This window comes from Flavobacterium sp. KH_035 (assembly GCF_057839565.1).
This window is the reverse complement of sequence record NZ_CM174492.1, coordinates 5,327,347-5,348,196: the sequence shown is the minus strand read 5'-3', so window position 1 is coordinate 5,348,196 and position 20,850 is coordinate 5,327,347. Positions and strand designations below refer to the sequence as shown.

Below are 20,850 nucleotides of genomic sequence, written 5' to 3'. Positions count from 1 at the left end.
TTATGGAACCGGATTATACAGAAGCAGAACGTCTTTATCGGGCCCGAAAAAAAGTAAAAGAAATTAGAGAGTTTTACGAACATTTGACCGTTTTCATACTTGTAACCATCATTTTAATAATGATAAATCTCTTGACTTCGCCTGGTTATTTATGGTTTGTCTGGTGCGTACTGGGTTGGGGAATAGGTGTCGTACTGCACGGATTGTCAGTATTTAATATTCCGCCTTTTTTTGGAAAAGACTGGGAAGAAAAGAAAATCAAGGAAATTTTAGAAAAAGAAAGACTAAGAAAATCTGAAAATAAGTATGGAAACTAATTTTAATAAAGAACAGGAAGATTTCGAATTTCAAAAAATGGCAAGTAAAAAAGTCGTAGAGTTAAAGGCTTTTTACACTCATATGTTTCTTTACATCATTGGTGTTATACTTTACATTTTAAAAGATTATGTCGGACTTCCGCTTAATATCTTTCCTGTGAAATATTTGAACGGATTGGTGATGTGTATTTGGACTACTGCTTTTCTGGTATCGGCAATAGATATATTCGCTTCTTTTAAGATTTTTGGAGAAGAATGGGAAGAACGTAAAATGAAAAGCATTTTAGAGAAAAAAGAAAAAAAGCAAAAATGGGAGTAATCATGGAAGTAAATTTGAATGAAGAGGATAAATATTATCTCGCAAAAAAGAGAGTTGAGGAAATTAAAGGTTTTTATGGTAATTTAACAGCATTTGTAGCTGTAAATCTTGTCCTGATTTTTGTCAACTTATATACATCACCAGAGTATTTATGGTTTTACTGGCCGCTAATGTGGTGGGGAGTTGGAGTTGCCTTTCACGGATTGAAAGTTTTTAAAGTATTTCCGGTTCTTGGAAAAGATTGGGAAGAACGAAAAATTAAAGAACTGATGGAGAAAGAGAGGGAGAGTAAAAATAAATGGAAATAATAAAATCTAAGTAAAATGGGACGATATAGAAGAGACAGGTACAACGATTACAGAGATGAATTTAGTACAGACGAAAGTTATAATTTGGCATACAGAAAAGTGAAAAGAATTAAAGGCTTTTATACACACTTAGAAGTTTATTTAATTGTAAATGTTATCATTGTGGTCTCTAATATAAACAGAGACTATTTTTGGCACAGTGCTTATGAAAATGCATTATTGGATTGGCGTACCTATTCAGTAGCAATATTTTGGGGAATAGCTTTAATAATTGACGCCCTGACAGTTTTTGGACCTAATCTTTTTTTCAGTAGCAAGTGGGAGCAAAGAAAGATCCAGAAATATATGGAAAGAGATGCTCAGAACAACAATACAAAATGGCAATAATTTTTAAATTATAATATAATGGGACAGTTTAGAAGACAGATGTACGAAGATTATGCACACGAATTTAGTACAGACGAAAGTTTCAATTTGGCATACAAAAAAGTAAAAAGAATTAAAGGATTTTATTCGCATTTAAGAGTTTATATAATGGTGAATATTATCATCATTATTTCGAGTCTGAATAAAACTTATATAGGCGATCACTTTGTAGTGAGAGGATTTAGAGATTGGGAAATCTACTCGACTGCATTTTTCTGGGGAATTGCTTTAGCTATTCATGCTTTTTCGGTTTTTGGACCTGATCTCTTTTTCAATAAAGATTGGGAACAAAGGAAAATTCAAAAATATATGGACAGAGAGGCTCAGAATAGAAATAAATGGGAGTAATTTTAAACTAAATTTTTAATTTTTGCACTTTAACTAAATGACCACATTAATTATAGAGGACGAAAAACCGGCTGCAAGATTGTTACAGCGAAAACTAGAAAAGCTGGATATTGCTGTAGAAACCATGTTACACTCTGTTGAAGAATCAATTTATTGGTTTGCGAATAATGAACATCCGGATCTAATATTTCTGGATATTCAATTATCCGACGGTTTGTCGTTTGAAATTTTCGAAAAAATAAATATTCAAAGTGCTATCATTTTTACAACGGCCTATGACGAGTATGCTTTAAAAGCATTCAAATTAAATAGTATTGATTATCTTTTAAAACCAATTGACGAAGATGATCTCGAAGTTGCTGTTGCAAAATTCAAAGCCAGATTACCAAAAACAAGCTCAGAAACTTCAAATTTGCAGCTTGATTTTGAGCAAATTCGACAAATGTTGTCAAACCCCTTTGAAAAGAATTATAAAAAACGATTTACAGTTAAAATCGGACAACATTTAAAAGTTATCACAACAGACGAAATCGAGTGTTTTTTTAGTGAAAATAAAGGAACCTACATTCATACTTTTGATAATAGAAATTACTTAATCGATTCGACATTAGAAATTCTGGAACAGGAAATAGATAAAAAAGATTTCTTTCGGGTCAGCCGAAAATTTATCGTTCCGCTCACTGCTATAAAAGAAATTCAGGTGTATACCAATTCACGCCTAAAAGTAATTTTACCGACATACAAAGAAGATGAGGTAATTGTGAGCCGGGAGAAAGTACAGGATTTTAAAAACTGGCTGGGTTAGTTTTTTTGTGAAATGTTTGATGTGAAATGTGAAATGGGGTTATGTAGAAATTTTAGAGAGCCTTCGGCATCCAGAGAGTCGTAGGTTCAGACTACATTCATTATATTAATCAAAAAGAGCCGAAAATTTCGGCTCTTTTTGGTCTAAATAGTATTGATTACTTGCTTAATCGGTGCAATGTATAGGTCATGGCACTCAAAAGGAAAAAAGCCATAATTTGATGAATTAATCCTAATGCCAAAGGAACACTGTATAAAAGCGTAAATACGCCCAATAGAAATTGAATGAAAACAAAAACGACAAGAACTTTGATTCCGTTCGATTGATTTCTTGTCAATGAAAACTTCGTGCCTTTGTAATATAAAAAAAGAATAAGAGCTACTACTACATAAGCAAAAGTTCGGTGTACAAACTGAACACCGCTTTTTCCTTCAATTAAGTTTTTGACCAAAGTCGATTGTTCAATAAATACAGAATCGTGTATAAATTGCCCGTCACTCATCAAAGGCCAGTGATTGTGTATTAAGCCTGCATTAAGCCCGGCAACAAACCCACCGTAAATGATTTGAATAAGTAAAGCCACCAGAGCATATCTTGCAATATTACGAAGTGGAATTACTTTGTAAACATTGCGTTCAGGATAAATTAAATCTAAGGCCACCCACAAAGTGTAAGCAAAAGTAATAAAGGCAAAAGTAAGGTGTAATGAAAGTCTGAAATGGCTAACATCCGGATTGTCTATTAATCCGCTACGTACCATAAACCATCCCAGAAAACCCTGGAAACCTCCCATTGCCAGAAGAACAATACATTTGTTTATGGTTGGACGATCCAGTTTTTTTCGAATCAAAAAATACACAAAAGGGACAAAGAAAACTAGTCCAATTATACGACCGATGAAACGGTGAAACCATTCCCAGAAATAGATAAATTTATAATCTGAAAGCTGAAAATCGTTGTGTATGTTGATTTTTTGATATTCGGGGAACTTCTTGTACTGTTCAAAAGCTTCATTCCATTTTGCTTCTGTCAATGGAGGAAAAGTATCTGTTACCAAATGCCAGTCGGTCATAGACAAACCTGAATTTGTCAAGCGAGTAATTCCGCCTACAACAACCATTAAAAACAATAAAACACAACCTGATAGCAACCAAATGATTACTGATTTATTTCCTTTTTTCATTTTATAAAATAATACTTAATTCCTTATATTTTTTTTAAGCCTAATTTTTCAGCTCTTTTAATAACAAAATCATAAGCAGCCTGATATTCATTTGGAATATCACCTTCTAAAATAGCTTCTTTAACAGCTTCTTTCAAAATCCCGATTTCTCGTGAAGGTTTCAGATCGAAGATTTTCATAATTTCTTCGCCGGAAATTGGCGGTTGAAAATTACGAACATGATCGCGTTCCTCGACCTCAACAATTTTCTTGCGAACGAGCTCGAAGTTTTTATGGTATTTTTTAAATTTTGACGGATTTTTGGTTGTGATATCTGCCTCGCACAAAGTCATCAAATTTTCGACATCTTCCCCAGCATCAAAAACCAAACGACGCACTGCACTGTCGGTTACCACATCATCAGCCAGGACAATTGGGCGTGAACTCATTACAACCATCTTTTGCACAAATTTCATTTTGTGATTCAAAGGCATGTGCAGACGTTCGAAAATCTTTTTGGTCATTTTTCCACCTAAAAACTCATGTCCGTGAAAAGTCCAGCCTTGTTTTTTGTTGAAACGTTTTGTTGGCGCTTTTCCGATATCGTGTAGTAGAGCTGCCCAACGCAACCAGACATCGTCTGTATTTGGACAAATATTATCAACGACTTCTAGCGTGTGGTAAAAATTATTTTTATGAGTATGACCTTCAATTTCTTCGACCTGATTCAATGCCGTTAACTCCGGTAAAATTAGATCTAAAAGCCCTGTTTTGTACAAAAGTAAAAAGCCGGTTGAAGGTTTAGGAGTTGATAGAATTTTGTTTAACTCGTCAACGATTCTTTCGCCAGAGATAATTTTGATGCGATCGGCATTTTTTGTGATGGCGTTTAATGAATTTTCTTCGATTTCGAAATTCAACTGTGTCGCAAAACGAATCGCACGCAACATGCGCAGCGGATCATCAGAATAAGTAATATCCGGATCCAAAGGCGTTTTGATGATTTTATTTTCTAAATCGGTCAAGCCATTAAAAGGATCGGAAAGGTCTCCGAAGTTTTTTTCGCTCAGGGATAAGGCCAAAGCATTAATGGTAAAGTCCCGACGGTTTTGATCGTCTTCCAACGTTCCGTTTTCAACTAGCGGATTTCGACTGTCAGAACTATAAGATTCTTTTCTGGCTCCAACAAATTCAATATCGGTATCTTCAAAACGAAGCATTGCCGTTCCGTAAGTTTTAAAAACCTGAACTTTTGGTTTATTTGGAAGTAAATCAGAAACCTTAAGTGCCAATTCGATGCCGCTACCTACAGCAACAACATCAATATCTTTCTTAGAGCCTCTGTTTAAAAGTAAATCCCGAACAAACCCCCCGATAACGTAACTATCGACGTTGAGTTCCTGAGATGCTTTCGAAATGATATCGAAGATTTTTGGTTGTAATGCAGTTTTATAATTTGTTTGTATAGCCACGAATTCACTAATTTTTTAATAAAAAAACATTTTCAATTTCTAAGAAATGAAATGCAGGCAAATTTACAACATAGAAAATGCCTATTATAATCTAACGCTCACTTTTTTGAATAAATTCACAGTTTGAGAGCAGGAATTTTGTTAAAAGAAAAAAGGTTGCCACAAATTACACGAATTTGCCCAATTTTTTTTGCCACAGATTAAAGGATTTTTACAGATTTTTTAATCCTTCTAATCTTTTAATCTGTGGCGAAAATTAAGATTTATAATGTGAAGAGATGAAGCAATTCACAGTCTGAGAGCAGGAATTTTGTTAAAAGAATAAAGGTTGCCACGAATTACACGAATTTACACAATTTTTTTTGCCACAGATTAAAAGGATTTTCACAGATTTTTTTAATCCTTCTAATCCTTTTAATCTGTGGCGAAAATTTCGACAATGTATATAGAAGGAAAAATTCATGCAAATTCGTGTGATTTGTGGCGAAAAGAAACATTTATACTACAATCGAACAAATCAATTCGGATCTGTTATTTTTAGAATTTCAATTTGTATTTTTGAAGGATATAAAAATGCACACATGAAAATTGTTATATCGCCTGCGAAGTCATTAAATTTCGAAAAAGAATTACCTACTACTCAATATACAGAACCTGCTTTTTTAAAAGAAGCGCGTGTGGTTCATAAAATATTAAAGACTAAAAAACCTGCTGAATTATCTGAATTAATGTCTATTTCAGATAAATTATCCGATTTGAACTGGAAAAGAAATCAGGAGTGGAAAACGCCATTTACGCCCGAAAATGCCCGTCCGGCAGTGTATACTTTTGATGGAGATGTTTATACTGGTCTGGATGCTTATAGCATTCCGCTAGAGAAACTGGAGGTGTTACAAAGTAAACTCCGAATCTTATCAGGGCTTTACGGAGTGTTGAAACCTTTAGATTTAATGCAGGCTTATCGTTTAGAAATGGGGACAAAATTACCTGTAGGCGAGTATAAAAACCTACATGAATTCTGGAAACCAACAGTAACAAAAGCTTTAAATAAAGAATTAACTAAAGGTGAATTGTTTGTAAATTTGGCCAGTAACGAGTACTTCTCGGCAGTAGATGTAAAAGCGTTAAAAGTTCCCGTAATTACACCAGACTTCAAAGATTATAAAGATGGAAAACTTAAAATAATCAGTTTCTTTGCCAAAAAGGCGAGGGGTATGATGGTGCGCTATATTATTGATACCAATGCCGAAACGATTGAAGATTTAAAAGGATTTAATTACGAAGGTTATCAGTTTGATGCGAACCTTTCGAAAGGGAACCATCTGGTTTTTACGAGATAGGTTTTTTTAAAGATTCTGAGGGGCTAAGATGCTAAGGTTTTTTTGCGGAATAACTGGTAGGCTCGGAAGGTATTGTAGCGAGGGATTTTTAATCCCAGGCGATTTTAAAAAAATGCAAATAGGAACAAAAAATAAACGCCGAATTCAAAATCGAATTCGGCGTTTTGCGTATTATAAATCAATTATTATTAATGCATTGCATCAGCAGGATTAATCTTGTTTTTTCCTTTTTTGATTAAAAGAATAATTGGTATACAGCATAAGAACATGATTCCGAGATACATGAAAATATCCATGTATGCCATTACCGTACTTTGTTTCATTACAGAATATTCCAGAGCCTGATAGGCTTTTTTCAGTGCAACATCGGCTGAATATCCTTTAGACATAAAAGCTCTTTGCATTCCCGCAATACGTTGTTGTACATCGTATTTTGCAGGATCTAAATTGGTTAGTAAGTTAACTCTGTGTTCCTGACTCAAACGGGTGATAAAAGTGGTAATAATTGCAATACCAAAAGAACCACCTAATTGTCGCATCATTCCGGTAAAAGCTGCTCCTTCACCAATATGTTTTCCTTTTAAGGTCGAAAGTGATAGTGTAGTAATAGGAACAAAAAGTAGTCCCAAACCAATTCCTCTTAAAATCAATGGCCAATACATGTGTTCAACACCAGTATCCGGAGTCATTCGGGTCTGCATCATATAGGTGAAGAAAAAGAAAACCAGGAATCCTACTCCAACCATATATCCCTGAGGAACCCCTCTCTGAATCATATTCCCCACAAAAGGCATCATGATTGCTGTGGTAATAGATCCCGGAATCAATAATAATCCGGCATCCGTTGCGGTCCATCCTAGAATAGATTGTGTGTAAATTGGAATAATTAAAGTAGATCCGTACAGACCAAAACCAAGAATGAAACACATTACAGTTCCAATTCTAAGATTTCCATCTTTAAGAACACTTAGATTTACGATTGGATGTTTATAGGTAAGCTCTCTCCAAATAAATAAAATTAATCCAAGAACTGTAACCACACTTAAAGTTATGATAGTTGAATCGTTGAACCAATCGTCTTGTTGTCCATGCTCCAGAACGAATTGTAAAGATCCGATAAAGGCAGCAAGCAATATAATTCCCCACCAGTCAACTTGATTGGCTTTTAATTTTTCTCCATATTTTGGGCTTCTTACAAAAGTTAGCGCCAAAATAGTAGCTATAATTCCCAATGGGATATTAATGTAAAAGATGTAAGGCCATGAGTAGTTATCTACCAGGTATCCTCCTAATGGCGGACCTAAGGTTGGACCTACAATTACCCCCATTCCGTAAATAGCCTGAGCCATTCCACGTTTTGCGATGGGATAACTTTCGGTAATAATAGTTTGGGCAGTAACTAATAAAGCTCCTCCGCCCATACCCTGAACAAACCTAAAAGCAACTAGTTCCCATATATTACTGGCATTACCACATAAGAAGGAACAAACTGTAAATAATATGATAGAGGCCACAAAGTAATTACGTCTTCCAAATTGTTGTGATAGCCAGCTCGTCATCGGAATTACAATAACATTCGCAATTGCGTATGCTGTAATTACCCAAGCCACATCAGTCAAAGTAGCACCAAGGCTACCTCGCATGTCTGTTAGTGCTACGTTTACGATAGTGGTATCTACAATTTCTAACAGTGCACAAAGTACTGCAGTAATCGTAATGATCACACGCCTAAAACCGTATTCTACTAAATCGTCATCTGCTTGTACTGCTGTTGCCATATTTTATTTTAAATGTACATCTACATCAACATTCATTCCTGGTCTTAGTAATTTTACTTTTTCCGGATCGTTAGATTCGTCTAAACTAATTTTTACCGGTAATCTTTGAATTGTTTTCACGAAGTTACCTGTTGCATTGTCAGGAGGTAGTAATGAGAAACGTGATCCTGTTGCTGGTGAAAATGAGGTTACAGTACCTTTGAATTCGTAATTTGGATAAGCGTCAACTTTTAAGCTAACTTTTTGTCCAATAATCATTTTGTTTAATTGAGTTTCTTTAAAGTTAGCAACAACCCAAGCTTCATTGTTATTGATGATATAAAATAAAGATTGCCCTGGTTGTACTAATTGTCCAGGTTGAATATCTACTTTAGAAACCTGACCATCAATTGCAGCAGTTACAACAGTATAGCTAAGATTTAAATGTGCTACATCTAACATTGTTTTTGCTTTTTTGATATTGGCAGAAGCTACTTCAGTTTGTTTGTCAGAAACTTTTGATTTCGATTGAATTACTGATTTTTGGTAAGAACTAGCTCTTTGTTGATCTTGTAAAACACGTACCTGGTTTTCAGCTTCTTCTTTTGCAGATAGAGCCTGCTCGTATTGTTGTTTTGTAATCGTATGTGTTTTGTATAAATTATTGTAACGGTTGTAATCGTTTGTAATTTGTCTTAATCTAATTTTTGCACTTTCGATAGAACCTGTTGCAGATTTCATTTGCGCATCAGAAACTGAGATGCTTGCATTAGCGCTTCCAATATCAGCTTTTGCAGCTTCGTATTGACCTTCGGCACCTAATAAAGCGGCATTAGCTTCGTCAATTTTTAATTGATAATCTCTTTTGTCAATCGTAAATAAGGTATCTCCTTTTTTTACAAAGTCGTTATCTTTAACATATACTTTACTAATATATCCAGATACTCTAGGAATAATTGGATTCATTTTCTTCTCTATTTGAGCATCATCCGTTTCTTCGTGAGCTTGTGAGTGTAAGTATTTTGAGATTCCGTATGTTCCGCCCACTAAAACCAAAACGGTTAGTATGATGATGAATTTAGTATTTGTTTTTTTCTTTTCCATGAGAGGTATCGATTATATTTTAGAAAGATTGAATGATTGTGATAATTGTCCTGATACTGAAAGTAATTCGTAATATTTTTGAATTATTGTAGCTTTAGATACAGCCGTATTGATTTTGGCGCTTAATTGTTCAACGTCAGCCTCAACCAAATCATTAGTATCTGATAAACCATTGTCAAACTTATCTTTTACAAGTCTGTAATTTTCACTGGCCTGTTGTAGTGCTTCATCATAAACCACACTTTGATTTATCGCCAAATCATAATCTTCAATAGATTTTTGAACTTCAATTTTAATACGATCTGTCATCACAGCTTCACTATTTTTAACTTCCAGAGCTTTGCTTTCAGCTACTCGCACATGAGCACTGTTTTTGTAAATTCCAGATAAGTCATAAGTTAAACCTAATCCAAAGTTCATGGCATATTTTACCGTTATAATATCTTTAAGGTCCAGAGCAGTATAACCGCCAAGTAAGGCTAATGTAGGATAGTATGCTGCTTTTGCTACTTTGATATTTGATTCAGAAGCTTTTTGCTGTAAACGAATTGCTTCCAGATCTTTTCTGTTTTCAAGAGCTACTGCATCTGATGTCGGTGCATTACTTGTTTTTAAGTTGAAAAAATCATCTTCATTAACCTGAAGTTTTGTATTAGGATCTAATTTTAATAAAGTGGTTAGATAAAAGTTGATATTGTTAAGATTGTTAGTAGCTTCATCAATAGATAATTGTGTTTTTGAAACTAATAATTGAGACTTTAATAAATCATTTCTGGGAATAATTCCATTCTTTTCCAGTTCTGTAAAATCAGTAACACGTTGTTTCGCGCTTTTTTGATTTTCATTTAAAACATCCAGTGTTTTTTGAGCTTTATATAAAGCAGTATAATAGGTAATTACTCTTAAAGCAACATCCTCTTTTGTTTTTGCGGCAGTAGCATTTTCTGCTTCGTATAAGTTATCGTAAGCATCAATACTATTTTGAATCTTGAATCCTGCAAATAGAGGCAGACTTAAATTTGCCATTCCAAACATTGCTCTGTCCGGAGATGCCAAAGATGCATTTTCGCCTTGATTTGGCATACTAATCGATGCTTTTGTAAGACGTTGGTATTGACCAGAAATTTTAATATCCGGGTATTGATTGTCTTTTACGGTTTTTAATTCGTATTTTTTTGTGTTTACCTTAGTATTGGCAAGCGTAACTTCGTTACTTTTTTCCCAAGCCATTTTAACGGCCTCGCCTAAGGTTAAACTTGTTTTTTCTTGTGCTTCAATTGATGAAATTCCGATAAAGAAAATCCCAAAGAGCATTAATTGATTAATTTTCATAAACAAGAAGAGCTTTTATAGTTTGTTGAATGTGCTTTGTAAGACTGGTTTTTATATAATTATTGTACAATTCTTCGGTATTTAAGTTCAATAATTCTTCAAAGAAAGGTTTGTTCATGTGAAAGTGAAAAAAGGTTCCGATAATTGTTGGAGTGATGAGCGGAATGACAACATCTTTCCTGAAAACTCCTTTTTCCTGACCTTGTTTAATAATACTTTCAACAGATTTTAAATTTCCTTTTTTAAGTTCTGTGAAGGCAATAAAACTTTTTTCTCTTTTTTTTGCGTTTATTTCAAAATGTAAGACCCTGAAAATCCCTTTGTTACAGCTGATTCTCTGAATGTAAATTTCGATTAATTTATTGACTTTTTCAACAGGTTCTAAGTTTTCCTGTAATAAATTTTCGAGCTTTAACTTTAAATCAGAAGTCTTGTAAATGATTAAGGCTTCAAGTAATCTTTCTTTTGAACCAAAGTAATACGAAACCATGGCAATGTTAATCTTGGCATGTTTTGAGATATCCCGTATCGATGTACCTTCAAATCCTTTTTCAGAGAATAGCTTTTCGGCAACCTCAAGAATCTGAATTTTTTTATCGTTTAATTCGAAGTTTGACATGGTATTGTTTCTAATCGGGTACAAAATTAAACAAGCGTTTAAATTAAACGTTTGTTTAATTTTATTTTAACAAAATATTAACACAAAGCGATTTCGACAATTTTGCCACTAAATTTGATGTTTGGGAATAAAAAAAGCCTGAAAAAATAAGGTCTTTCAGGCTTTTGTTGAAAATTAATCTTTGGGTAATTTCACTGCTTTAAAAATTCCAGTATTAGAAAATAATCTAATATCGGTTTTATTCTTTGGAGTTAGTTCATATCGAATATTAGAAATAATCTCATTTTTTGGTGATAGTTTTAAATCTTCAATTGATATTGTAGAAATTACATTTGGACTTGTCGTCCCGATAAAAATATTTGTTTTTTTTAATTTTAAAATATCTAAATGCTCAGGTTCTAAACTTTTAACATCATTTAAATTATAAAAGAAAATACTGTCCTGAGATTCTTTAAATGTTTCAAATTTATATCTTTTATAACCTTGATTTCTAATTGTAAAACCTTCATTTTGAAAAATTTTAGTTTTGATTTTAATTCCATTTTCTTCATCAACTTTAATTTCTAAAGGAAAAAAGATTTTGTTTGAAACTTTTTGATCATCGAGTTTTTTACAAATAACACCGAAAATATTTCGTTTTGTTGGAATGCTTTCAAAATATTGAAAAGGTAATGGTTTGACATTATCGATATCAAATACATCTGTTGAATCTAGAATAGCATAACCAAAAATATGAGAATCTCGACCTCCCCAAGCATCATATTTATAGATGACTTTTGAAGAATTTTCTATCTTTTGCATATATAACTCAGATAAATTCCAACTCCTGTCACAGCTTATGAAAATTAAGAGAATAAAAGGATATAATAAAGATTTAAAAACTTTCATCTTTTAATTATCTAATTTCCCCAACAAATTCTTCAATTTTCTTGCTTCCGCTTTCACTCAGATGTTTGATAAAAGCACTTCCGATAATAGCCCCTTTTGCAAATTTAGTAGCCTGATCGAATGTTTCTTTATTTGAAATTCCAAAACCAATAATTTGTGGGTTTTTAAGATTCATTTGGGCAATTCTTTCGAAATAGCTTTCCTGAATATTTCCAAAACCTGCCTGAGAACCTGTGACACTTGCAGAACTTACCATATAGATGAAGCCATTTGAAACACTGTCGATAAAACGAATGCGCTCGTCTGAAGTTTGTGGGGTAATCAAGAAGATATTGATTAAGCCGTATTTTTCGAAAATCGCTTTATATTGGTCTGCGTAAACATCTACCGGTAAATCTGGAATAATTAACCCATCGATACCAATTTCGGCACATTTTTTACAAAATTCTTCGATTCCGTATTGCAGCATCGGATTGAAATATCCCATTATAATCAACGGAATTTTTACGCTTTCGCGGATGTCCTTCAACTGGTCAAAAAGAATTTGAGTCGTCATTCCATTGTGAAGTGCCTGAGTAGAACTTGCCTGAATGGTTGGGCCATCGGCTAAAGGATCACTAAAAGGCAAACCAATTTCGATTAAATCGACACCATTTTTTTCTAAATCCTGAATGATTTGAACGGTGTCATTTAAGTTTGGATATCCGGCTGAGAAATAAATAGAAAGAATCTTTTTATCTTCTTGTAATTTTTGAGTTATTCTGTTCATTTTATTATGTTTTTTTGTGCCACAGATTAAAAAGATTTCAATGATTTTTTAAATAATTTAATCTGTAAAATCTATGGCTTTTTTTTATTTTTTTTAAATCTTACTTGTCCAATTCTCATTTATTTTTTCGACTAATAATATTCCCGAATCTGAATCATTCAATTGCGCAATTAATTCTCCTTTGTTATTCCAAAATGCGCTTTGTCCTGCTGATGGAGATCCCCATGATTCACCGCTAAAATTTGACATTAGAACATTCATTTGATATTTCTGAGCATAAGCTTGTAAATCGCAATAAGCACTTGGAATTCCGTTTGGCGAAAAGAAAATACTGGCAATATAAATATCAGCACCTCTGTTACAGGCATTTTCGGGATGCAACGGATTGTCAATATCAGCACAAATGGCAAAGGAAATCTTCTTGTTTTCGATAGTAAGCATTGGATTAAAATCGAAAGAAGACTGAAAAAACTGATCTTCCCCTTCATGCAAAAATTGCTTTGTATATATAGAAACAGAGTTGTCCGGAGCAATAATAAATTCTCCAATAAACAATTCTGATGCGATCTGAATTGGTGCGCCGGCAATGATAACAATATTATTTTCGACGGCTAATTTTTTTAAATGATCCAATCTTGAATCGTCTGCATTAAAAGCCAGTTTTTGAGCAAATTCTCTTTCGTATCCTGTGATCGACATTTCGGGAAATACAATTAGTTGCGCCCCATTTTGAACGGCCAGATCGACAAGACGATAATGCTCTAATAAGTTTGAATCAATATCTCCCCGTAATGGTTTTGTTTGTGCAGCTACTAGAATCATTCTTTACGATTATTAGTTTTCGATATAAATCCAGGCAACTACTCCGGAATTCAAGGTTACCTGAATTCTTTTATACGCATTGGACTCGAATAGATCTACTTTAGCCAAATCGGTACTCGAAATATTGAAAACAACACCGTGTATAGGATCTGAAGGGGCTTCCGTTGGTACAACTACAACATAGTCTGCCATTCCAAATTCTTCCTCTATTTGCAGGCTTTTTAGTTTGTGACCAAGCAGCTGATCAGGTGTACCAATTAATAATTTATTAAAGAGTCGCATCTGAATTTCTTTCGATCGTAATGTTCCGTAAGAGAATAACTTTTCCATGGTTGCTATTGTGTTACAATTTAAAATACTCGATATAATTGTCTAAATCCTTGTCTCCACGACCAGAAAGACTGATCACCACAATATCCGTTGGTTTGAATTTCTTTTGATCTAAAACAGCAAAGGCATGTGCACTTTCGATTGCCGGAATAATTCCTTCTAATTTGGTAAGCTGTAAGCCAGCATTCATAGCATCATCATCGGTAACAGAGAAGAATTCTCCACGACCGGTTTGTGCCAGATGTGCATGCATAGGACCAACTCCCGGATAATCAAGACCAGCAGAAATTGAATACGGTTCAGTAATTTGTCCGTCAGGAGTTTGCATCAAAAGGGTTTTGCAACCGTGAATAACCCCCACTTTTCCTAATTTACTAGTTGCGGCACTGTGACCACTATCGACTCCTTTTCCAGCTGCTTCTACCGCGATGATTCCAACTTCCGGTTCGTGTAGAAAGTGGTAATAGGTTCCAGCCGCATTGCTTCCGCCACCAATACAAGCAACGACGTAGTCCGGATTTTCACGTCCTTCTTTTTCTTTTAACTGCCATTTGATTTCTTCTGAAATAACGCTTTGAAAACGGGTCACCATATCTGGATAAGGATGTGGTCCAATTGCTGAACCTATAATGTAGTGGGTATCTACCGGATTGTTGATCCAGTCACGAATCGCCTCATTGGTAGCATCTTTTAAAGTCTTGGAACCTGAAAGTGCGGGACGGACTTCAGCGCCCAACATTTTCATACGTGCCACATTTGGTGCCTGACGTGCAATGTCAATTTCACCCATGTATACAATACATTCCAATCCCATTAAAGCACATACCGTAGCGGTTGCCACACCATGCTGACCTGCGCCTGTTTCGGCAATAATTCTTTTTTTACCCAGACGTTTTGCAACTAAAATCTGTCCAATGGTATTATTGACCTTATGTGCTCCGGTGTGATTTAAATCTTCTCTTTTCAGATAAACTTTTGTATTGTATTTTTCCGATAAACGCTTGGCGAAATAAAGTGGACTGGGACGGCCTACGTAATCTTTTAGTAATTGATCAAACTCTGCCTTAAAATCAGGTTCGCTTGTTATTTTTAGGTAATTCTGACGCAATTCTTCGACATTCGGATATAACATTTCGGGAATGTAAGCCCCTCCAAATTCTCCGTAATATCCTTTTTCGTTAACATTATAGTTCATTGTATAGTTGTTTAGGGTTTAAAGTTGCGGGTTTTAGATTTTTCTGAAACTTTCTTAATAGACTTATATTTTTCAATCCAGGCTCTGTCTCAAATTTACTGTTTACATCAATAGCGTAAATAGGGATTTTGAGGTTTTTTATCGCAGGGATTTCTTCAATTCCAATACCACCGCTTAAGAAAATCGGTTTCTCAGATTTGTAATTTTCTAAAATTTTCCAGTCAAAAGTGGTCCCGTTTCCACCAGGTAGTTTTCCTTTTGTATCGAACAAAAAGTAATCACATACACTTTCAAAAGGTGCTAAAACTTCAAAATTAAAATTTTCATCAATAGAGAATGTTTTTATGATTTCGATAGTAACATCAATTTTGACATCAATTTTAGCTTTTAATTCCTGACAAAATTCAACAGATTCTTTTCCATGTAACTGAACCGCTTGTAAATGATATTTGTCTGCTTTTGATATAATATTATCAACAGTTTCATCCACAAAAACGCCTGTCTTTTTTATGGTATGAATCAGTTCCGGAATCGTTCCGTCAAAATAGCGAGCAGATTTTTCCCAGAAAATAAATCCCATATAGTCGGGTAGGAGCGCTCCTGTCTCGAGTATATTGTCGGGATATTTCATACCGCAGATTTTTAGTTTCATTTTTTTTATTTTTATGCTTTAAGCAATGGGCATTAAGCTATAAGCTTTTGCTTCATGCCGTATTATTTTTTATCGATTGGTTAGAGTTTAAGCAATAAGCTTTTGGCTTACGGCTTATAGCCTAAAGCTTACAGCCGTTTAATAAATTCAGTTGCTGCTTGCCCGGCATTCGTTGTTTTCATGAAGTTTTCTCCTATCAAAAAACCACTGTAACCATAAGGTCTTAATTCTGAAATGGCTTCAACAGATGAAATTCCGCTTTCTGAAACTTTAACAAAATCATTCGGAATCTGAGAAGCCAGTTCTTTGCTGAAATCCAGACTTACTTCGAAGGTTTTCAGGTTTCTGTTATTCACGCCAATCATATCTAAACTTGGCATGATAGATTTTTCTAATTCTTCCTGATTGTGGACTTCCAGCAAAACCTCTAAATCTAACTGTTTTGCAAATTCCGATAAGGATTTGATTTCTTCCCGGGTTAAAACTGCTGCAATAAGAAGGATTAAATCTGCTCCATACGCTTTGGCTTCTAAAATCTGATATTCATTAACGATAAATTCTTTTCGTAAAAGTGGAATATTTACACTAGCTCTTGCTAAAAGTAAATCGTCTAAAGAACCTCCGAAATATTTTCCATCAGTTAAAACTGAAATTCCACATGCACCGGCATTTTCATATCCTTTAACAACTTCTTCAACTGTAAAATTTTGATTAATTACAGCTTTTGAAGGAGAGCGGCGTTTGTGTTCAGCAATAATTCCTGAATTGCTTTTTCTCAATTTTTGACTAAGAGAAATGGTTTGTTTTTCAAAAAACACAGAAGCTTCCAATTGCGAAACTGGAATAATGGATTTTTTGAGAACGACTTCTCTTTTTTTATCTACAATTATTTTATCTAAAATGTTCATTGTTTTATTTGTTTCAGGTTTCAAGTTTCAGTTTCGTTCCAATAACTTGAAACCTGAAACTTGAAACAATTTTTTACCTGCTTAGTTCTTGTAATTTTTTAAGTGCTTGATACCCTTTTCCAGAAAACAGACTTTCTTTGGCTAGTTTAAAACCTTCTTGGGAAGAACATTTCGTTACAGTAGAAATCGCCATTGCTGCATTTGCGCAAACCACATTGTTTTGTGCTTCACTTCCTTTTCCGGAAATAATATTGACAAACATATCTGCTGATTCTTCAATCGTTCTGCCTCCCTCAATTTCTCTTTGTGATAAAAGACGAACATTAAAATCTTCCGGTTTTAACATGCCTTCCATGTCGCTTGTAATGATTTTTGTCGGACCTGTTAAAGATATTTCATCATAACCATCTAGTGAATGCAGAATTGTAAAATTCACATTGGTGTTTTGATACAGATAAGCATACATTCGGGCTAATTCTAAATTGAAAACACCAACCAGTTGATTTTTAGGAAACGATGGGTTTACCATTGGCCCTAACATGTTGAAAAATGTTTTTACGGCCAGCTCTTTTCTGATTGGTCCAACGTTTTTCATAGCGGGATGAAATAATGGTGCGTGCAAAACACAAATTCCTGCCTGATCGATACATTTTTCTAAAAATGCCGGATCATTACTGAATTTTATCCCCATTTTTTCCATAACGTTGCTGGATCCGGAAATCGATGAAACACCGTAATTTCCATGTTTTGCAACTTTTATTCCGGCTCCGGCAGCGACAAATGAAGCCAAAGTAGAAATATTGAAGGTATCCTTTCCGTCACCTCCCGTTCCGCACAAATCGATGGTGTTGTAGTCTGATAAATCAACACGAACGCACAATTCTAATAAAGCTTCACGAAAACCCGAAAGCTCATCAATCGTAATGCTTCGCATCATAAATACGGTTAAGAACGCCGAGATCTGACTTGGGTTATAAGCACCGCTTGAGATGTTAATCAATACGTCTTTGGCCTCCTCTTTCGAAAGTACTTCATGATTGATTAGTTTATTTAGTATATTTTTCATTTTTTTTAGTCTTAAAGTCTAAAGTCGAAGGTCTTAAAGTCTTCAAACTTTGGTGTTTTTTTAGAATTGATTACTGTTTTTTAGTTTTAATAGGAAAGGCTAAGTTTTTAGTATTTGACTTTATGACTTTCGCCTTTAAAACTTTTGGCTAATACTTAACTCTTTATCCAATTCTCTAAAATCAGTTTTCCTTTTGGTGTCAAAACACTTTCGGGATGAAATTGAACACCTCTTACATCAAATTTTTTATGTCTTAGCGACATAATTTGTCCATTTTCATCAACTGAAGTGGCTTCAAGAGCTTCTGGTAAATTGCTGTTGACTACCCAGGAATGGTATCTTCCTACTTCAAATTCATTTCCTAAGCCTTCAAACAAAAGTTCATCTGTAACCACTGTTTTTACATTTGTAGCAACGCCGTGATATACTTTGTCGAGGTTTGAAAGCGTTCCTCCAAAAACCTCCCCAATAGCCTGTTGTCCTAGGCAAACTCCTAGAATACTTTTTGTAGGAGCGTATTTTTGAATTACGGCTTTCAGCAATCCCGCTTCATCCGGAATTCCAGGTCCTGGAGAAAGTAATATTTTATTAAAAGATGCTATTTCTTCAATATCAAACTCATCATTTCTGTATACCGTAACTTCACAGTTTAAATCTTCCAGATAGTGTACTAAATTATAAGTGAAACTATCGTAATTGTCTATAACTAATATTTTTTTCATTTTTTTGAGGTTCTAAGTTGCTAAGTGACTAAGATTCTAAGTTTTTTGTGACTGAATACTGTGACTGGCAACTGATTTCTGTTTATTTTTCTCGAACGTATTTCTCAACAATAATTCTATCTACGCCTAATTTTTCTATTTTTTCGACTCCTTTTTGAATCAGGGTGTCATTTTTAATTTTTACTACAAACTCAAATTTATTGTTTTCCCATTGACGGTTATTAAAGTATTCCAGATTTTCGGTATAAGTACTATCTTTTAAAGTATATTTTCCTCCGCCGCCGAAGAACAAAGCGGTACTGTCTTTTCCGTTGTTCAAATCATGATTGAAAAAAGCAAAATGAGTATCATTTATAATTTTAATCATTTTTGTTTTTGGATTGAAAGTTGAGAATGTTGAATCTTTTTCTGTGGTTTCAGCTGATATCAGGCGCCAGGTTCCGCTTAAAGGAAGTGTATCTGATTCTTTTTTAGTTTCACAAGAAGCAAATAATACAATAAGAATTAAAAATGGAATAATGTTCTTCATAGTTTTTTAGTTTGTGTTTATGGTTGCTTTTTAATTTTGTTTCAGGTTTCAGGTTTTGTTTGCATTCCAACAACGTGAAACCTGAAACAAAAAAACTTATATTTTCTCAGCCATTTCTAAAGCGGTGTTTAGGGCTCTAAGTTTATTGTAAACTTCCTGCATTTCACTTTCTTCGTCAGAGCTGGCAACAATTCCGGCACCGGCCTGGCAGTGTAATTGATGGTTTTTGCTTAGGAAAGTTCGAATCATAATAGCGTGATTAAAATTGCCTTCGAAATCCATGAATCCAATGGCACCTCCATAAAAGTTACGATTGGTTTTTTCATAATCTTCGATCAATTGCATTGCTCTGTGTTTTGGAGCACCACTTAAAGTCCCCGCCGGAAAGGTGTCAGCAACTACCTGCATAGTTGTCGCCTTTTCGTGTAAATACCCAGTTACTTTTGAAACGAGGTGAATTACATGTGAGAAAAACTGGACTTCTCTATACTTTTCGACATTTACGTTATGACCATTTCGGCTTAAATCATTTCTGGCCAAATCGACTAACATTACGTGTTCGCTGTTTTCTTTTTTATCTTCCGAAAGCTGCTTGGCCAAAACAGCATCTTGTTCGTCATTTCCGGTTCTTTTAAAAGTTCCGGCTATAGGGTGAATTTCTGCTTTTCTGTTTTTTACAATGATTTGTGCCTCAGGTGAAGATCCGAATATTTTGAAGTCACCATAATCAAAGAAAAATAAGTATGGAGATGGGTTTATACTTCGTAAAGCGCGATATACATTGAATTCATCTCCTTTAAAACCTTGAGTAAAACGACGTGAAAGTACCAATTGAAAAACATCTCCACGGAAGCAGTGTTTTTTTGCTAAAGCTACATTGTGTTTGAATTCTTCGTCGGTTAAATTAGAGAAACCTTCTCCTTCTTTGGTAAATTTATATGATGCAATATTTCTGGATTGTAACAATTGTTCGATTTCCGAAATGTTATTCCTTCCATCAACGCTATGACAAAAAATGTAGGCTTCATTTTTAAAATGATTGATCGCAATAATGTTTTGATAAACGGCATAAAAAACGTCCGGAATTGAAGTTGCCTTGTCTTTTTTGGCAATCGAAACTTTCTCAAAATAACGAACGGCATCGTAAGAAATGTATCCGAATAAACCATTATTGATGAATTTAAAGTCGTTTTTCTCTGACTGAAATTGGCCTGAGAATTCCTGAATTATTTCTGGAATATTCGTTGTACCGTTAATAGAAATTCGTTCTTTAGTTCCGTCAGGAAAAGTTTTTGAAATAGTTTCATTTTCAATTTTAATTGTCGCAATAGGGTTGCAGCAGATGTAAGAGAAACTATTGTCATTTCCGTGATAATCACTACTTTCTAGTAGTAAGCTATTTGGGAATTTATCCCTGATTTTGAAATAAACACTTACTGGTGTAATGGTATCTGCCAGAATTTGTTTGTAGTGTGTGTTGAGTATAAATGGTTTCAAAGTATTTTGTGTATTAAATTTTTACTATATTTTTTTACTTGTTTTTTGATCAAAAAAAAAGGCTTGTCGTGATGACAAGCCTTTTAGATTTATAGTTTACAATACCATAGGAAGCTCTGTTCACGACGTTTGACGTAAATTCTTCCACCACCAAGTATTGTTT

General features: G+C 34.3%; 24 protein-coding genes. 7 read left to right on the top strand and 17 right to left on the bottom strand.

The annotated features are described in order from the left end of the window. The first annotated feature begins 2 nt into the window (after nucleotides 1–2). From AC3IS6_RS21610 to AC3IS6_RS21585, 6 genes are read left to right on the top strand one after another with little or no spacing between them, the layout of a single operon-like run. A complete protein-coding gene (locus AC3IS6_RS21610) occupies nucleotides 3–317 on the top strand; it encodes a 2TM domain-containing protein (RefSeq protein WP_489162444.1) in 315 nt (104 codons plus the stop codon). After that, on the top strand, nucleotides 307–636 hold the full coding sequence (locus AC3IS6_RS21605) for a 2TM domain-containing protein (protein ID WP_489162443.1): 330 nt from the start codon (nucleotides 307–309) through the stop codon (nucleotides 634–636). Before AC3IS6_RS21610 ends, AC3IS6_RS21605 begins: the two co-directional genes overlap by 11 nt. A 2-nt stretch (nucleotides 637–638) precedes the next feature. Next, nucleotides 639–944 carry a 2TM domain-containing protein gene (locus AC3IS6_RS21600; protein ID WP_489162441.1) on the top strand — a complete coding sequence of 102 codons (306 nt, stop codon included), beginning with the start codon at nucleotides 639–641 and terminating at the stop codon, nucleotides 942–944. Between the two features lie 15 nt (nucleotides 945–959). Further along, nucleotides 960–1,331 carry a 2TM domain-containing protein gene (locus AC3IS6_RS21595; RefSeq protein ID WP_489162439.1) on the top strand — a complete coding sequence of 124 codons (372 nt, stop codon included), beginning with the start codon at nucleotides 960–962 and terminating at the stop codon, nucleotides 1,329–1,331. 18 nt (nucleotides 1,332–1,349) lie between these two features. Continuing rightward, entirely contained in the window at nucleotides 1,350–1,718 is a 369-nt protein-coding gene (locus AC3IS6_RS21590; protein WP_489162437.1) for a 2TM domain-containing protein, read from the top strand. Nucleotides 1,719–1,755: 37 nt separating this feature from the next. Then, nucleotides 1,756–2,523, top strand: a complete 768-nt coding sequence (locus tag AC3IS6_RS21585) for a LytR/AlgR family response regulator transcription factor (RefSeq protein ID WP_489162435.1) — start codon at nucleotides 1,756–1,758, stop codon at nucleotides 2,521–2,523. Nucleotides 2,524–2,680: 157 nt separating this feature from the next. On the opposite strand, the gene AC3IS6_RS21580 is transcribed toward AC3IS6_RS21585, so the two are convergent. Both AC3IS6_RS21580 and AC3IS6_RS21575 read right to left on the bottom strand, forming a co-directional pair. Next, on the bottom strand, nucleotides 2,681–3,706 hold the full coding sequence (locus tag AC3IS6_RS21580; RefSeq protein WP_489162433.1) for a COX15/CtaA family protein: 1,026 nt from the start codon (nucleotides 3,704–3,706) through the stop codon (nucleotides 2,681–2,683). Between the two features lie 23 nt (nucleotides 3,707–3,729). Further along, nucleotides 3,730–5,157, bottom strand: coding sequence for a CCA tRNA nucleotidyltransferase (locus tag AC3IS6_RS21575; RefSeq protein ID WP_489162432.1), 1,428 nt, complete (start codon nucleotides 5,155–5,157; stop codon nucleotides 3,730–3,732). 581 nt (nucleotides 5,158–5,738) lie between these two features. Here AC3IS6_RS21575 and yaaA point away from each other — a divergent pair. After that, a complete protein-coding gene (yaaA, locus tag AC3IS6_RS21570) occupies nucleotides 5,739–6,497 on the top strand; it encodes a peroxide stress protein YaaA (RefSeq protein WP_489162430.1) in 759 nt (252 codons plus the stop codon). 188 nt (nucleotides 6,498–6,685) lie between these two features. On the opposite strand, the gene AC3IS6_RS21565 is transcribed toward yaaA, so the two are convergent. From AC3IS6_RS21565 to AC3IS6_RS21495, 15 genes are all read right to left on the bottom strand, one after another. Beyond that, the gene (locus AC3IS6_RS21565; RefSeq protein ID WP_489162428.1) at nucleotides 6,686–8,275 is read right to left on the bottom strand and encodes an MDR family MFS transporter; all 1,590 of its coding nucleotides are present in this window, start codon (nucleotides 8,273–8,275) and stop codon (nucleotides 6,686–6,688) included. 3 nt (nucleotides 8,276–8,278) lie between these two features. Continuing rightward, the gene (locus AC3IS6_RS21560) at nucleotides 8,279–9,358 is read right to left on the bottom strand and encodes an HlyD family secretion protein (protein ID WP_489162426.1); all 1,080 of its coding nucleotides are present in this window, start codon (nucleotides 9,356–9,358) and stop codon (nucleotides 8,279–8,281) included. 12 nt (nucleotides 9,359–9,370) lie between these two features. Next, nucleotides 9,371–10,690 carry a TolC family protein gene (locus AC3IS6_RS21555; protein ID WP_489162424.1) on the bottom strand — a complete coding sequence of 440 codons (1,320 nt, stop codon included), beginning with the start codon at nucleotides 10,688–10,690 and terminating at the stop codon, nucleotides 9,371–9,373. Beyond that, nucleotides 10,680–11,309 carry a TetR/AcrR family transcriptional regulator gene (locus AC3IS6_RS21550; RefSeq protein ID WP_173966369.1) on the bottom strand — a complete coding sequence of 210 codons (630 nt, stop codon included), beginning with the start codon at nucleotides 11,307–11,309 and terminating at the stop codon, nucleotides 10,680–10,682. The genes AC3IS6_RS21555 and AC3IS6_RS21550 overlap by 11 nt, the downstream gene beginning before the upstream one ends. A 174-nt stretch (nucleotides 11,310–11,483) precedes the next feature. Further along, on the bottom strand, nucleotides 11,484–12,110 hold the full coding sequence (locus AC3IS6_RS21545) for a hypothetical protein (RefSeq protein ID WP_489162419.1): 627 nt from the start codon (nucleotides 12,108–12,110) through the stop codon (nucleotides 11,484–11,486). A 94-nt stretch (nucleotides 12,111–12,204) separates the two neighbouring features. Then, nucleotides 12,205–12,966, bottom strand: a complete 762-nt coding sequence (gene trpA / locus AC3IS6_RS21540; protein WP_489162417.1) for a tryptophan synthase subunit alpha — start codon at nucleotides 12,964–12,966, stop codon at nucleotides 12,205–12,207. A gap of 93 nt (nucleotides 12,967–13,059) precedes the next feature. Beyond that, nucleotides 13,060–13,788 (bottom strand): carbon-nitrogen hydrolase family protein, encoded by a 729-nt coding sequence (locus AC3IS6_RS21535; RefSeq protein ID WP_489162415.1) that lies wholly within the window; start codon nucleotides 13,786–13,788, stop codon nucleotides 13,060–13,062. 12 nt (nucleotides 13,789–13,800) lie between these two features. Further along, nucleotides 13,801–14,118 (bottom strand): gamma-glutamylcyclotransferase family protein, encoded by a 318-nt coding sequence (locus AC3IS6_RS21530; RefSeq protein WP_263361701.1) that lies wholly within the window; start codon nucleotides 14,116–14,118, stop codon nucleotides 13,801–13,803. A gap of 13 nt (nucleotides 14,119–14,131) precedes the next feature. Further along, a complete protein-coding gene (trpB, locus tag AC3IS6_RS21525; protein WP_489162412.1) occupies nucleotides 14,132–15,313 on the bottom strand; it encodes a tryptophan synthase subunit beta in 1,182 nt (393 codons plus the stop codon). Next, a complete protein-coding gene (locus AC3IS6_RS21520; protein WP_489162410.1) occupies nucleotides 15,303–15,965 on the bottom strand; it encodes a phosphoribosylanthranilate isomerase in 663 nt (220 codons plus the stop codon). The genes trpB and AC3IS6_RS21520 overlap by 11 nt, the downstream gene beginning before the upstream one ends. Nucleotides 15,966–16,093: 128 nt before the next feature. Next, nucleotides 16,094–16,873: an indole-3-glycerol phosphate synthase TrpC gene (gene trpC, locus AC3IS6_RS21515; RefSeq protein WP_489162408.1), complete on the bottom strand. Its 780-nt coding sequence runs from the start codon at nucleotides 16,871–16,873 to the stop codon at nucleotides 16,094–16,096. Nucleotides 16,874–16,946: 73 nt separating this feature from the next. Further along, entirely contained in the window at nucleotides 16,947–17,939 is a 993-nt protein-coding gene (trpD, locus tag AC3IS6_RS21510) for an anthranilate phosphoribosyltransferase (protein WP_489162406.1), read from the bottom strand. 155 nt (nucleotides 17,940–18,094) lie between these two features. Next, nucleotides 18,095–18,661 carry an anthranilate synthase component II gene (locus AC3IS6_RS21505; RefSeq protein ID WP_489162404.1) on the bottom strand — a complete coding sequence of 189 codons (567 nt, stop codon included), beginning with the start codon at nucleotides 18,659–18,661 and terminating at the stop codon, nucleotides 18,095–18,097. A gap of 82 nt (nucleotides 18,662–18,743) precedes the next feature. Beyond that, the gene (locus tag AC3IS6_RS21500; protein ID WP_489162402.1) at nucleotides 18,744–19,190 is read right to left on the bottom strand and encodes a hypothetical protein; all 447 of its coding nucleotides are present in this window, start codon (nucleotides 19,188–19,190) and stop codon (nucleotides 18,744–18,746) included. Between the two features lie 96 nt (nucleotides 19,191–19,286). Then, a complete protein-coding gene (locus AC3IS6_RS21495; RefSeq protein ID WP_489162400.1) occupies nucleotides 19,287–20,687 on the bottom strand; it encodes an anthranilate synthase component I family protein in 1,401 nt (466 codons plus the stop codon). Nucleotides 20,688–20,850: the final 163 nt, after the last annotated feature.